Annotated in this window: 14 protein-coding genes and 1 pseudogene; 5 read left to right on the top strand and 10 right to left on the bottom strand. The window is 52.4% G+C overall.

The genetic code is table 11. The features are described 5' to 3' along the window. Window positions 1-74: 74 nt before the first annotated feature. The 7 genes from MKQ70_RS18400 to MKQ70_RS18370 all read right to left on the bottom strand — a co-directional run bounded on the left by MKQ70_RS18400 (window position 75) and on the right by MKQ70_RS18370 (window position 6166). Entirely contained in the window at window positions 75-1085 is a 1011-nt protein-coding gene (locus MKQ70_RS18400; RefSeq protein ID WP_248073250.1) for a hypothetical protein, read from the bottom strand. 86 nt (window positions 1086-1171) lie between these two features. Then, window positions 1172-2593 carry a hypothetical protein gene (locus MKQ70_RS18395; protein WP_248073249.1) on the bottom strand — a complete coding sequence of 474 codons (1422 nt, stop codon included), beginning with the start codon at window positions 2591-2593 and terminating at the stop codon, window positions 1172-1174. A gap of 149 nt (window positions 2594-2742) precedes the next feature. Continuing rightward, window positions 2743-3732, bottom strand: coding sequence for a TraB/GumN family protein (locus tag MKQ70_RS18390; protein ID WP_248073247.1), 990 nt, complete (start codon window positions 3730-3732; stop codon window positions 2743-2745). Window positions 3733-3820: 88 nt separating this feature from the next. Then, entirely contained in the window at window positions 3821-4018 is a 198-nt protein-coding gene (locus tag MKQ70_RS18385) for a hypothetical protein (RefSeq protein WP_248073245.1), read from the bottom strand. After that, complete coding sequence (locus MKQ70_RS18380; RefSeq protein WP_248073242.1) at window positions 3967-4824, bottom strand: S9 family peptidase; 858 nt, start codon at window positions 4822-4824, stop codon at window positions 3967-3969. Before MKQ70_RS18380 ends, MKQ70_RS18385 begins: the two co-directional genes overlap by 52 nt. Further along, window positions 4752-5609, bottom strand: a complete 858-nt coding sequence (locus MKQ70_RS18375; RefSeq protein ID WP_248073238.1) for a DPP IV N-terminal domain-containing protein — start codon at window positions 5607-5609, stop codon at window positions 4752-4754. The genes MKQ70_RS18380 and MKQ70_RS18375 overlap by 73 nt, the downstream gene beginning before the upstream one ends. Next, on the bottom strand, window positions 5519-6166 hold the full coding sequence (locus MKQ70_RS18370) for a TolB family protein (protein WP_248073236.1): 648 nt from the start codon (window positions 6164-6166) through the stop codon (window positions 5519-5521). Before MKQ70_RS18370 ends, MKQ70_RS18375 begins: the two co-directional genes overlap by 91 nt. A gap of 66 nt (window positions 6167-6232) precedes the next feature. Here MKQ70_RS18370 and MKQ70_RS18365 point away from each other — a divergent pair, with 66 nt between their 5' ends. After that, on the top strand, window positions 6233-6790 hold the full coding sequence (locus MKQ70_RS18365) for a histidine phosphatase family protein (RefSeq protein WP_248073234.1): 558 nt from the start codon (window positions 6233-6235) through the stop codon (window positions 6788-6790). Here the strand turns inward: MKQ70_RS18365 and MKQ70_RS18360 are convergent. Genes MKQ70_RS18360 through MKQ70_RS18350 form a run of 3 tightly spaced genes read right to left on the bottom strand, consistent with a single transcriptional unit; the run spans window position 6768 to window position 9053 of the window. Continuing rightward, a complete protein-coding gene (locus tag MKQ70_RS18360) occupies window positions 6768-7364 on the bottom strand; it encodes a magnesium transporter (RefSeq protein ID WP_248073231.1) in 597 nt (198 codons plus the stop codon). The two genes, MKQ70_RS18365 and MKQ70_RS18360, sit on opposite strands and share 23 nt — an antisense overlap. Then, window positions 7342-8145 (bottom strand): magnesium transporter, encoded by an 804-nt coding sequence (locus MKQ70_RS18355; protein WP_248073228.1) that lies wholly within the window; start codon window positions 8143-8145, stop codon window positions 7342-7344. Before MKQ70_RS18355 ends, MKQ70_RS18360 begins: the two co-directional genes overlap by 23 nt. 35 nt (window positions 8146-8180) lie before the next feature. Beyond that, window positions 8181-9053 carry a bestrophin family protein gene (locus MKQ70_RS18350; RefSeq protein WP_248073226.1) on the bottom strand — a complete coding sequence of 291 codons (873 nt, stop codon included), beginning with the start codon at window positions 9051-9053 and terminating at the stop codon, window positions 8181-8183. A gap of 126 nt (window positions 9054-9179) precedes the next feature. Here MKQ70_RS18350 and MKQ70_RS18345 point away from each other — a divergent pair, with 126 nt between their 5' ends. The 4 genes and pseudogenes from MKQ70_RS18345 (at window position 9180) to hutU (ending at window position 13737) form a co-directional block, all read left to right on the top strand. Beyond that, entirely contained in the window at window positions 9180-9557 is a 378-nt protein-coding gene (locus MKQ70_RS18345; protein WP_248073225.1) for an SET domain-containing protein-lysine N-methyltransferase, read from the top strand. Window positions 9558-10031: 474 nt separating this feature from the next. After that, window positions 10032-10517 carry a MarR family winged helix-turn-helix transcriptional regulator gene (locus tag MKQ70_RS18340; protein ID WP_248073223.1) on the top strand — a complete coding sequence of 162 codons (486 nt, stop codon included), beginning with the start codon at window positions 10032-10034 and terminating at the stop codon, window positions 10515-10517. A 4-nt stretch (window positions 10518-10521) separates the two neighbouring features. Next, window positions 10522-12089, top strand: a pseudogene (hutH, locus tag MKQ70_RS42350) (histidine ammonia-lyase). After that, window positions 12067-13737, top strand: a complete 1671-nt coding sequence (hutU, locus tag MKQ70_RS18325) for a urocanate hydratase (protein WP_248073217.1) — start codon at window positions 12067-12069, stop codon at window positions 13735-13737. The pseudogene hutH and the gene hutU overlap by 23 nt, the downstream one beginning before the upstream one ends. Window position 13738 lies beyond the last annotated feature (1 nt).

Genomic DNA, 13738 nt, shown 5'->3' with positions numbered 1-13738 from the left:
TTTTTCTTCTACTTCTAATTGCTTTGTGGCTGCAATATCTTAATAAAAAACCAAAAAGTACCCCTATAGCCCGTTTATTCGTCGAAATCCACTGTGGACGTATAATCCATATCGTAGTCGTAACGCCTTGTTCCGCGGTATTTTACCAGCTTCAGCGCCCTGTTGAACTGCTGGATTACAGGCTTGTCGTCCTGCAAAGGCACGCCGGTGAGTGAGCTGAGCTCCATGTCGTCCGAAATGCCGTTGGCATTTTCCGGTTGAGGACCCGAAAGGGCCATGTACCATTGGGTATCATCTTTTTGCCGGTATTTAAAGAAGTAAACTGTTTTCTTCGAAAAGTTATAGGTAGTAATCTGCCTGCCCACCAGCGCAATCGTATCAAAACGGCTGTTGTATTGCTGCAGGTTGTATAACAACGAACGGGCAATGTCCGCCTGTTTTGCCTGGCCCGCCGGGAACTTATCAAGGCGGTTAATTTCGTTCAATGCGGACCATAAGGTTGCGCGGTACCTGTCTTTGCCCGCCAGGGATTTGAGCAGACTGTCTTTCACCGGCAGGTTGTTGCGCAGGTAAAGGATTGCCAGCGCTATCTGCTCGTCCGGGTCTTTGGTGGTTTCATATTTCTCAAAGAAGCGGGCGGCGTTTTTATTCTCCTGGCGGTAGGGCAATAGCAGCACTGCGAAGTTATGCAGACTGTTGCCTTGTCGCTGTATATACCGGTAATTGCGGTTGTAAGTGCTGCGTCTATTGTCCTCGTCGTCTTCCGCTTCCTGCGCGCCGATCATCGACTTCTGCAGGTCAATACGGCCTTCGAAGGCGATTTGTCCAACATAAGATGCATAAGCCGAAGGGTTGATGCGGTTACTGTCCACCAGCGTAGCCAGCAGGCGGTACACCGGCTGCTTGTAATCTTCCAGCGCTGTCATTTGCAGCAGCTGCGGGAAGAGGGTTGCTGAAAGTTCCAGGCTGTCGTTCATGGCCCGCGTAAGCTCGTATACCGCCATATCATTAGTGAAGATGGGGATCTCTTTCAGGATCAGTTCTTCGAAGGTATCGTAGGAAGCCCTGGTTTTTTGTTGCAACATCGCTTTTAAAATAGCGCTCTGCAAAGCTGCGGTATCGTTGGCGCGCAGGTAGGCGCTGCGGAGCCAGGGCAGGATGCTGTCGTGTTTCAGCCCGCCCAGCTCGTTGATGAGCCCTGTCTTAATGTCCGGTAGTTTTTTTCGGCGGGTGTCCAGCGGTTCAACATAGCGATGAGCGTATCGGCGTCATTGTCGTCGTATTGTACGTGCATGTAACGTTTCCGCGCCTGTTTGCGGGTAATGCTGTCCGCACTGTAAAAGTCCTTAAACAGGAGTGGCGCTTTGCTGGTATAAATAGCATTGTTGTTCGCGGTATCTGCAGGCGTAAATGTCTCAAAGAACGTACGTACAAAATCAGAGGGACCATTGAGTGTATCCGTTACCGCCACCAGGGTGTAAAGCATATTGTTCTTCAGGAAACTCTTCTGCATCAGCGCACGTGAACAATTGGTGTCGCGGGTGGTGATGAGCAGGCTTTCATAACCGGGCAGGCGTTCGTACTTCTTCAGGGCCAGGATCATATCGCCATCGTTGGTGCTTTCCGCTTCGAGGTTTTTCCAGAAGCCGGCGCTGTCTTTTATATGGAAGTATTTGCCATAGCGGTTGTACAACACGGTTACCTGTTCACCGGTGCTGTCGCTGGAAAATGTACGTGCGGTGTTGAGATAAGCACTGCGGTCTTCATCATCCTCTTCTCCCAGTCCTACGCCCATCAGTTCGGCCAACTGTTCTTCTGAATCAGCGGGTTTCACGGGTGTTTTAACGGTAAAGAGCAGGATGCTGTCTTTGTACTCGCTGAAGTCGTAGTATTGCGAAACAGCGGGATTAAACGAATCGAAGAATGCCTGTGTGGTGTTTTTATCTTTTTTATACCGTGCGCTGATCACATAGTAGTGAATGCCCTGTAAAATGATGCGGGTGCGGGTGTGCGACAGGTCATTGTTCAGGTTCACAATTTCGAGGCAGGGGTAACCGCGGTGTTGCATGAACTTGCGGCTCTCCTGTTGTTTCACGAACTCCGATTGTTGCAGGCTTTCTTCCGCGAACCCCATTTCCACACTGTCTTCCATCAGGCGGGCATTGCCGGGGGCGTTAAACACGGTCACCATATAACTGTTGCCGGTATTTTTATCCAGCGCCTCATATTCGGTCCGTTTGGAAATATCGCGGCGTGAGCCGTTTTCGCCGATATGCGGGGTATGTGGCAGCTGGATGCTGAACAAGTTGGAGGGCGCGGTGAAGGTGGTCCACCGGGTGGCAGGCAACGGTGTCAACTTAATAGAAGAAAAGAAACGTTTCGCTTCTTCACCGGCCGCATAATCCTTGTTGCCGCTCATTTTAAACACTAATACTTCAAAAGGCGTCACAAATAACTGGTAACGCTGCAGGTCGCCCCGGCGCGTACGGCTCTGGATATCGTAACCCGGGTAACCGTTATTGGTGATGTTTTCTTTGGAAATGATCCTGCCCGGAATGTTTTCGTACAGCAGGCTGTCGATCTTCTTCAGCACATCGTCCTGTTTTTGTCCCAGGGCCAGGGCATTGGTTTTTACGCGGCTTACGAGGTAGTAAGCGCCGTTTGCCAGGTCGGCGTACTGTAATTGGTTCAGTAACGAAATGCCGTTAAAGTTATACAGCTTGCCGGGAATGTCTAACTGTATCAGTTTATCGGGGAAGTATAAGGAGAGAAAACTACCGGCGCGGTCAATTTTTCCACTTCGTCTTTTTGAAGGTGATCGCGGTTGTTTACCGTGATAGGCCGCACTTTATATCCCTTCTTTCTCAGGAGGTTGATAACGCCCCTGTCGCCCGGCAGATGCGCGGCTCCCACACCGGCGAAAATGCTTTCTTTCCGGGAAATGGAGTCGATGGAATTGGCCTGGATCTCATTGCGCCTGTACAGGAATTTTTCCATGAAAGCGGGCGAGTCGTAACTGTTGTTCGATATGGAATCGAGCATATCGAGGTCGCCACGGCGATAAGCATCCGTTAGCGTATTGGCATCATCGTTCATGCTGCTGGTGCGGCTCACGGTTTTGCGGTTGCGGCGTTCTTTGGCCGCATCGCGGTATGCCTGCATCATCAGCTTCTCCGACTCCTGGAAGTTTTCCACGCCGGTGGCGCGTTTGCCGTATCGTTTACCTACCTGGTAAATGTACATGTCGAGGAAGGTATCTTCTTCATAATCCTCTCTCGACGCGTAGCTGCGGTACAACAAATGATTGATCATTTCGGGACGGTAGCCGAACGCCGCACGGATGGCCGGTGCATAGCCGTTAATCGTAAAGGATGATTGCTCCAGCCTGCCGGCCATCGCTCTTCCCAATAGCTGGCTGGAACTGGCTTTGAGGCGGAACGACTGCGAGAAATCTTCCTGCAGCTCTTCCGGGTTCGTTTCAAGGGCTACAATATCTACATTACGAATGCAGTAGTAAAAGGAATCGCTCAGGTTAAAGGCGAGTTTGGCGCTAACGTGCATGGTGCCAAACAGGTAGGAGGGTTTCTTTAACCCATTGCCGCTGATTTCCCATAAAAGCCCCTGGTATTTGGGCTGGCGGGCATTGGTGGGTTTCGCTTTGGATTGCGCTGAACAAACAACACAATGCAACAAACACAATACGACGGTCAGGCTACTTCTCAACTTCATCATAATATTAATTAAATAAGGGCTAGGGATAGTAAATATACGTAATGTTGCCGGCATAAGAAGGGGCCCCCTTGCGGAGGCCCCATTGTTATTAAGGTGTCAGTAAGTTCGTCGTAAACAGCTTCAGGATGCGCTTGTATTCGTCCGTCCAGCTCGATGGCTCCACAAACCCGTGGTCCTCCACCGGATACACGGCCAGTTCCCAGTTATCCTTTCCTAGTTCGATCAGCCGCTGGCTCAGTCGGATGATGTCCGGAAGTGCACGTTCGTGTCCACCACGCCGTGGCACATCAGCAAATGGCCTTTTAATCCTTCGGCAAAGTAGATGGGAGATGACCGTGCAAAGGCAATGCTGTCCTCTACTGGTGTGTTCAGGATCGCCTGGGTATAGCCGTGGTTGTAGTGCGCCCAGTCCGTGACAGAACGAAGGGCCGCACCGGCTTTAAATTCGCCGGGCGTGGTAAACATCGCCATCAGGGTAATAAAGCCGCCGTAACTGCCGCCGTAGATGCCGATCCGCTTAGGATCCACACCATAGTTTTTAGCGAGGAAATGAGCACCGTCTACATGGTCCGTCAGGTCCTTGCCGCCCATGTGGCGGTAAATACCGGTGCGCCACTCCGCGCCATAGCCCGCGCTGCCACGGTAGTCCATGTCCAGTACGGTAAAGCCCATATCGGTCAGCAGGTTGTGAAACATGTATTCGCGGAAGTAACTGCTCCACCATTTGTGTGCATTCTGCAGATAGCCGGCGCCATGGACAAAGATGACCGCCGCACCGTTCTTTTTCGCGGGATCGGGTGTGTATAAGCGGGCATAAACGTTAGCGCCATCGCGGGCGGCAAAGGTCAGCACTTCCGGCGTGCGCCAGGGATATGTTTTGAACTCGGCCGACTGTGCCAGGCTGGTAATCTGCACGGCTGTAGCTCCCGGTTTGTTTTCCTGCAGGTATAATTCCCATGGCTGGTTCGACGTGGAATAGCGGAACGCGATCCATTTTTCGTCCGGCGACAATTGCGCTTCTATACCGCCTTCCAATGTGGTGAGCGCCGCTGCTTTGCCGCCGGCAACAGGGAGGCGGTAAAGTTTAACCACACCCGGATGGGTTTCGTTGGTATGCAGGTAAAAGCATTTTTATCGTTGGAGAGGCTCACCTGTTGTACTTCATAATTCCCGGAAGTCAGCTGCCGCTGTGTTTTAGCACGAACATCCATTGTGTACAGATGCGCATACCCGGTGGCTTCTGACTGGTACCAGATCGTATGGTCGTTCAGCCAGCCAAGGTCGTTGATAATGCTGTAATTCACCCAGGCTTCGTTACGTTGCCTGTCCAGCGTGCTCAATTGCCCGTTCGCAGCATCGAGCAGCATCAGCCAGCGGTCTTTCGAATCGTTGGAACGGATGTCTGCCATCACATAACGGCTGTCGGGCGACCAGTGCAGTCCGCCGATGCGGAAGTCGCGCTTAGCAGCTTTCGAGGTGTCGTTTTGCTGGTAAGCGGGTTTGTCTGTTAAGCCCGGTATTACGCTAAGGTTCACGGTATACACGGTGTCGCGCTGTCGGTCGTACAGGAACAGTTCGGAAGATACCTGTCCCTCCGTACCCACTTTCGCCCGTGCATTAATGTTTGTCGTATACCCGTTCTCGGTTACATAGTTAGGCACATCGGTGCTGGTGCCGCGGCTGTATTTCATTAAAGTGTAGGCAACCAGCTGTCCGTCGTTACTGATGCTCGTTTGTCCCAGGCTTTTACCCTGCAGGTATAAGGCGCGCTGCTCTTTCGTGGGGGTCAGGCTTTTACGGAAAGCGTCTGCCGCCTCTCTTTTTCCTTGCGGGAGGCAAGTACGTCGATCAGTTCCAGCTGCTGCGCCTTCAGCCATTTTTCGGCGGGGGCGCCTTCTTCTTTATTTTCAGCTGCCGCGGGTTTATCGCCGGCCAGGAAACGTGTCAGTTGTTCGGTCAAACCAGTGCTGATGTCCCATGCAAAGAGGTCGGTACCGCTGCGGTATACAATGCGGCGGTCATTAAAGCCAAAACGTTCGCCGCTTTCGTAGGCGGCGGTTTGTGTAATGCGGGTGGTTTTGCCGGATTTCACATCGCGGAGGTAGATATCGCCGGATAAGTTGTAGAGGTATTGGGTGCGGGCGCTATTCCGGGTAACGTCGGCGGTGGACTGTACCTCCGACCGCGCTGCTGCTATGGTTTTACGGGGACTCCGGTCGCTGGTGCCAATGTAGTACAGCGAATCCGAGGGCGCTTTGTCGGGATTCCAGGAAAAGTACAGTGTTTTACTGTCGCTGCTCCAGAACAGGCCCGAGGGCGAGGTGCCGATCCATTTGGGATCACGCATGATCTTTTCTACACTGAGTTGCTGCGCCTGTAGTTGCGCGGACAACGGCAACGCCAGCAATAGCAGGAGGGATTTTGGTTGTATCATATGGTTGTTGTTCCCAAAAGTTGGTTTAAATTATTTAATATTGACACAATATAATGAACGGTGCCCATGAAAGCAGTTAAATTCGTAGCAGTGGTTGTCTTCCTGGCCGCCTGCCAGCCACGCGAAACGCCTAAAACATTGATCCCGGTAACGGAAGACAGTACCTTCCTTACAGGTACGGTGTTTATGGTGCGCCATGCCGAAAAGCATCCGGGCGCAGACTCAACGCTTACCGCTGAAGGACATCTACGTGCGGGTGACCTGTACCGGCGGCTGCGCGATTCGGGCATCGCTAAAATCTACTGTACGCCGCTGATGCGTAGCGGACAAACCGCCGATTCGCTCCGGCTGCTGGCTCACATCGATACTGCTATTTATCAGCCGGACAGTACCGGCGAATCGTTGATTTATGAAATAACCCGCCGCGACGACTGGGGTAAAAAGCTGCTGATCATCGGTCATAGCAATACGTTGCTGCCCATGATGGAGGCGCTGGACGTAAAGCCGCCGGTAGATTCAATAGGAGAGCAGCAGTTCGACTATCTTTTCATCATACAGAAGAAAAGAAACGGCGGCGAAGTGAAAGTAGAACACTATGGCGTTACAGTAAAATCCCGCTCATAAACGTATAGGCTACGGAGAAGTAGATGATCAGTCCTGTTACGTCTACCAACGTGGCTACGAACGGGGCAGACGAAGTGGCCGGGTCCGCGCCGAGGCGTTTTAATAACAAAGGCAACATGGATCCCGACAGTGTTCCCCACAATACCACGCCCACCAGTGAAATGCCTACGACCATGCCGATGAGCACCGTGTGTTCGCCGTAACTATGGAAAAGCTGGTTCCACAACAGGATACGCGTAAAGCCTATGATCCCGAGCACACCGCCCAGCAATACACCGGAAATAAGTTCCCTGCGCATGACGCGCCACCAGTCGCCGATGCTGATTTCACCCAGTGCCATAGCCTGTATAATAAGTGTAGATGCCTGTGATCCGCTGTTGCCGCCGCTGGAGATGATAAGCGGTACAAAGAGCGCCAGTACTACAGCTTTCGCAATTTCATCCTCGAAGAAGCCCATAGCGGTAGCGGTTAACATTTCGCCGATGAAGAGGATGATGAGCCAGCCCACCCGTTTTTTAATCAGTTTCAGGAGGGGCATATCGAGGTAAGGTTCATCCAGGGGCTTCGGTACCACCGATCTTCTGAATGTCTTCGGTATGTTCTTCGTTGGCGATCCATAACATATCGTCAATGGTCACAATGCCGAGCATGATGCCATTGTCGTCGGTTACGGGCAGTGCCACACGGTTTTCCATACGGAACTCCCGGATGGCTTCTTCCTGTTCGTCATTTACGTTCAGGGCGACGAAGCGGTCGTCCATCAGGGTGCTCACTTCGGTGTCGGGCGCTACGAGCAGGAACTCGCGGATACGGAAGTCATCGAGCAGTTTGCCGCTGTCGTCCAGTACATAAATTACATCGATGGTTTCGGAATCGCGGCCATTGCGGCGGATGTGGTCGAGTACCCGTTGAACGGTCCAGGTGGATTTAACAGCAAGGTAGTCCGGTGTCATGATACGGCCTACGCTGGTTTCGGGGTATCCCAGCAGGGCAAGTGTCACTTTACGTTCTTCGGGGTCCAGCAGTTTAATGAGCTCTTTCACGGCCGCACTGGGCAGTTCGCCCAGGAATGCGGTACGGTCATCCGGCGGCAGTTCGTTCATCAACTCTGCCACTTTGGATGGACGCAGTTGCCGGATCACCTCTTCCTGCGCGGGGAATTCCAATATCCTGAAAGCGGCCGCCGCACGCGTTATCGTCAGTTGTTCAATGATGTTGCCTCCTTCGTCGGGCAATTCATAAATCAGGTCGGCGATATCGGTAATCAGCTGGTCGTCCAGGTATACTTTAAGCTCCCCTTGCGCTTTTTGGGCAGCGAGCTCCTCGTATTTTTCTAATAATGCTTCATTTTCCATAAACCTGACACGGTGCGAAAATAAGTATAATAATGTTAAAGCACCTGTTGTACATGCAGCCGGATGTTGTTACAGATGGTGTCGGCCGGCAGGTCGTTCGCGTCCGTGCCAAACGGGTCTTCAATTTCTTCGGCGATCAGCTCAAGACTGGCCAGTACGTAGAAGATAAACACGATCATCGGTATGATGATGTAGCCTACGCTGAATACATACCCGAGGGGCAATGTCATCACATAAAAGAAGATGAACTTCTTCAGGAACACGCTATACGAAAAGGGTATGGGCGTGTTCTTGATACGTTCGCAGGCGCCGCACACATCTGTAAACGAGCGCAGTTCCTCATTCATAAAAATGAGTTGCTCACCTGTCAGCAGTCCTTCCTGGTGCAGTGCTATTACCTTACGCATCATGTGTGCCGAAATCTGGTTAGGCATGTGCTTTTCCTGCGAAAGCTCGTGTGGCTCGTCCAGTTCCAGCTCACCGGGGTGATACTGGTTGCGCAGGTGTTGCTTCATACTGAAGGCAAAGTTGGGGATCATGGTGCGGAAGTATGCCCGCGCCGGATGCCCTTCCGGTAAAATGGCCTGTAGTTTGATGGCTAAGCTTCTGCTGACGTTTACCAGTGTACCCCACTGGCGACGGCCTTCCCACCAGCGATCATACGCGGTATTGGTGCGGAACACCAGCAACAAAGAGATAACAAAGCCCAGCAGGCCATGCATCAGCGATATGTTTTTAAGATGTTCGCTGTGTGTTTTAGAAAGCTGAAAGACGTTTAGTTCCAGGAAAGCCACCGCGGCGGCATATAGTCCAAGGTAAAAGAACATGGGGGTCAATTTCCTCACTGTGTCCGCCTTGTGCAACCGGAAAATAAAGGTAAACCACTCTTTCGGATTATAGTTGATCATACTGCTCGGGTTATTGTGCAAAAATATATAAGCGTTTTGGAATTTAGATAATACATCAAATTTTGATAACTTGTTTGTTTAATGTTACTTTACGCCCGTAAAGGCGTGAAGCACTTACAGTTCATTATGATTAAGCCATATTTGCATATCAAGAAATCACCCGGCAAAGGTCGCGGTGTTTATACAAAAGACGCGATCCCCGCAGGTACGCGCATCGAAACATCCCCCGTGCTGGTATTGTCATACGACGATACCGAGAAGGCAGACAAAACCTTTTTGCATAATTACCTCTTCCTTTGGGGTAAACGGGAAACCAAATCCTGCGTTGCACTTGGCTTTTGCAGCATTTACAACCACGCTTACGATCCAAACTGCGAGTATGAAATGGACTTCACCGAAGAAACCATGAGCATCATTACCCGCCGTGCCATCAAAAAGGCGAGGAGCTTTTCATCAATTACAACGGCGACGTGGACGATGATTCCCCGCTCTGGTTCGATGTAAAGAAAAAGACAGCAAAAAAGTAAGCATCCAAAATATGGACGGGCCGCTCGTGTATACCGCGAGCGGCTTTGTTATGCCCTGTCTTTATGCCGCTAAGCAATTGTGTACTGCAATAGTCAAAGCGCATCATCATGTATCCTGCTTTATGATGTTATCCACGGCCACCGTTGATCACTTCCTTACTATTCAACGATGTAAAATTAACCCTGCAATTGCATCCTGCCAACCCGGTTGTCGCGGATTGTCGTTATGTGTCGTGATTGTCGCCATATGTCGTGATTGTCGCAAAGTGTCGCAGCTAAAATGCAAAATCTCTATAGGGGAGTGCACGGGGAGTGCACGGGGAGTGCTTGAACAGTGCACGGGGAGAGCACGGATAGTGCACGAAAAGCCCATCTTCCACCTTTTTCTTTTCCAGTATCCGTTTTTTCCTTTAATATTGTAATTATATAAGTGCTTATATAATTTAATCCGATGAGCTTTTATCCATCCCTCGGTTATCTCATTTTCGGCACCCGCCTCCGCCGCCTCAGCGAATACTTTCTCGCCGAGGTAAACAAGGTGTACGAATATGAAGGCATCGCCTTCGACGCTTCCTGGTTCCCGGTATTTTACCTGATGTCGCAACGGCCAGCGCTTACGCTGCAGGATATTGCCACCGAACTGGAAGTGTCGCATTCGGCTATCAGCCAGCTGATCGCCGGGTTAAAAAAGAAAGGTCTTGTAAAAACGGAAAAGTGTGAAGAAGACGGCCGCCGGCAACGCGTCGCCTTCACGGTGAAAGGCAAGGCGCTGCTCGCCAAAGTGCAGCCCATCTGGAAAGCCATCGCCGTCTGCATGCAGGCAGTGTCCGAAGCCGACGCTCGCAGCAAACAGTTGCTCGACGGCCTCGCCGGACTGGAGGCCAGCCTCGACAAACAATCACTCTCTGACCGCATCTTTAAGGAACTCGAAAAATAAATTTATGGACCAGGTATTTCATTATGGTTCGGACCAGCTTACGGTCGCCAAAACACTCGGTATCGCAGCCGGCCATATCAAAGGGCAGTTGAACCCCGATGTAGTGGCACGCATCAAAGCCAGCCATGCCCACGTACAGGAAATTGTACAGCAACACACCACGGTATACGGCATCAACACGGGCTTTGGCCCGTTGTGCGACACTAAGATTTCTGAAGAAGATACGCGCAAACTGCAGTACAATATCCTGCAAAGCCACAGTGTTGGCGTAGGTGCGCCCATCGCGGAGGAAATTGCCCGCATCATGCTCATCACCAAGGTACAGGCGCTTGCACAGGGGTACTCCGGCGCAGCACTGGCTACGATCGAGCGTATCATATGGCATATCGATCACCGTGTTACGCCCCTCGTACCGGAAAAAGGCTCTGTAGGCGCATCCGGCGACCTGGCACCACTCTCGCACCTCTTTCTCCCCCTCATCGGGCTCGGCGAAGTGTGGTATAAAGGCGAACGCCTGCCCGCTGCCACCGTGCTGCAACAGGAAGGGTTGCAGCCCATCGCGCTGGGTCCCAAAGAGGGATTGGCGCTCATCAACGGCACACAATTCATCTTAGCGCATGCGGTGAAAGCCGTACAGCGTTTCCACAACCTGCTGGAGGCCGCCGATATCATCGGTGCTATGTCGCTGGAAGGACTTATGGGTACCCACAAGCCTTTTGATCCGCGCCTGCACGAGATTCGCCCGTATAGAGGCAACCAGCTCGTAGCGCACCGTTTGCACGCCCTGCTCGATGCTTCGGAAATCATGGCATCGCACGTAGATTGCGGCCGCGTACAGGATCCGTATTCCCTGCGCTGCATGCCGCAGGTACACGGGGCTTCCCGCACCGCCTGGAAACACCGGAGGAACTGACCACCATAGAACTGAACGCGGTCACCGACAATCCGATCATCTTCGCTGCCGACGATACGATCAGCGGTGGCAACTTCCACGGACAACCACTCGCCCTGCCGTTGGATTACGCCACCGTGGCCGCCGCGGAACTGGGCAACATCAGCGACCGCCGTTGTTATATGATGATCGAAGGACGTTATGGCCTGCCGAAACTGCTTATCCAGGACGCCGGTCTCAACTCCGGTTTCATGATCCCGCAGTACACCACGGCTGCTTTGGTGACGGAGAATAAAACGCTCTGTTTCCCTGCCAGTGCGGATAGTGTGCCTACTTCGCTTGGCCAGGAAGACCACGTTTCCATGGGTTCCATCAGTGGCCGCAAGTTGCACCAGGTACTGGGCAATCTCGAATATATCCCGGCGGTAGAACTGTTGTACGCCGCACAGGCCGTGGATTTCAGGCGGCCATTACGTTCCGCTGCCGTTATTGAAGCCGTGCATAAGTTCACCCGCGAAAAAGTAAGTTTCGCTGCTGCGGACCGCATCTTCGCTACGGATATCGCAGCATTGCATACCATCATCGCCGATCATTCCATCGTGCGTGTAGCCAACCACGTGGCGCATGCGCAAAATATCAACCTCAACGGACCTTATCATGAATTATTCAGACTTTCTTAAGCAATACGCGGCACACCCGCACTATAAAGCACCGCGTGGTGCACAGCTGCATGCACAGTCCTGGCAAACAGAAGCGCCATTGCGCATGCTGCTCAATAACCTCGATCATGAAGTAGCCGAAAATCCCGATGAACTCGTGGTGTACGGTGGCATTGGCCAGGCAGCCCGCAACCGCGAAGCATTACAGAAGATCATAGCAATTCTTTTAACGCTGGATAATGATCATTCGCTGCTCGTGCAGTCCGGTAAACCGGTGGGCATCGTACGCACGCATCCGCAGGCGCCGCGTGTACTGCTGGCCAACAGCAACCTCGTTCCAAAATGGGCAACCTGGGAGCACTTCAACGAACTGCGCGCCAAAGGTCTCATGATGTACGGACAAATGACCGCCGGCAGCTGGATTTACATCGGCACACAAGGCATTTTACAGGGAACGTATGAGACCTTCGTCGAGTGCGGCCGCCAGCATTTTAATGGCAACCTGTCCGGTAAATTGCTCGTTACTGCCGGCATCGGCGGTATGGGCGGCGCACAACCTTTGGCCGCGACCATGGCCGGGGCTACCTTCCTGGGTGCGGATGTTGATGCAACGCGTATCCAGAAACGCATCGATACGAAGTACATCGACCGCATGACGCATTCGTATGAAGAAGCCATACAATGGGCGATGGAGGCAAAGTCAAAAGGAGAAGCGATTTCCATTGGCGTTGTCATGGATGCCGGCGATCTGCTCGAAAGACTCTTAAAGGATAACATCATTCCCGATATTCTCACCGACCAAACTTCCGCACATGACCCGATCAACGGGTATGTGCCCAATGGCCTGTCGCTGAGCGAGGCGGCGGCTTTGCGCAAAGCTGATCCTGCAGCTTACAAACAGCGCAGCCTTAAGAGTATGGCCCGCCACGTTGGTTTTATGCTGGAAATGCAACAGCGCGGCGCCATCACGTTCGACTATGGCAACAACCTGCGCGAGTTCGCCAGGGAAGGCGGAGAAGCAAATGCATTTAACTTCCCGGGTTTTACGCCGGCGTATATTCGTCCATTGTTCTGCGAAGGTAAGGGGCCGTTCCGCTGGGTGGCGCTGAGTGGTGACCCGGAAGATATTTATACCACTGACCGGGCGCTGATGGAAGCGTTCCCGGATAATGGGCCTTTACATAACTGGCTGCGCAAAGCACAGGAGCGCGTGGCGTTCCAGGGTTTACCCGCACGCATTTGTTGGCTGGGCATGGGGGAAAGGGAAAAGGCCGGATTGATCTTTAATGACCTGGTAAAATCGGGTAAGGTAAAAGCACCGATCGTTATCGGACGCGACCACCTCGACTGTGGCTCCGTGGCTTCGCCGAACCGCGAAACGGAAGCGATGAAGGATGGTTCGGATGCCGTGTCCGACTGGACACTGTTAAACCTGATGTCTAACACCGCAGGCGGTGCTACCTGGGTATCGTTTCACCATGGAGGTGGTGTAGGCATGGGTTATTCGCAACATGCGGGCATGGTGGTGCTGGCCGATGGCAGCGACCGCGCGGCCGAATGTTTGCGCCGTGTACTGCACAACGATCCGGCGCTGGGCATCTTCCGTCATGCCGATGCCGGTTACGAAAAAGCACAACAATGGCAACAGGATTTTAATTTGCAGTTTTAAT

The sequence above is a fragment of the Chitinophaga sedimenti genome (assembly GCF_023156195.1).
In the GTDB taxonomy this organism is placed as follows: Bacteria; Bacteroidota; Bacteroidia; order Chitinophagales; family Chitinophagaceae; genus Chitinophaga; species Chitinophaga sedimenti.
This window is presented reverse-complemented; position numbering and strand designations above follow the sequence as displayed.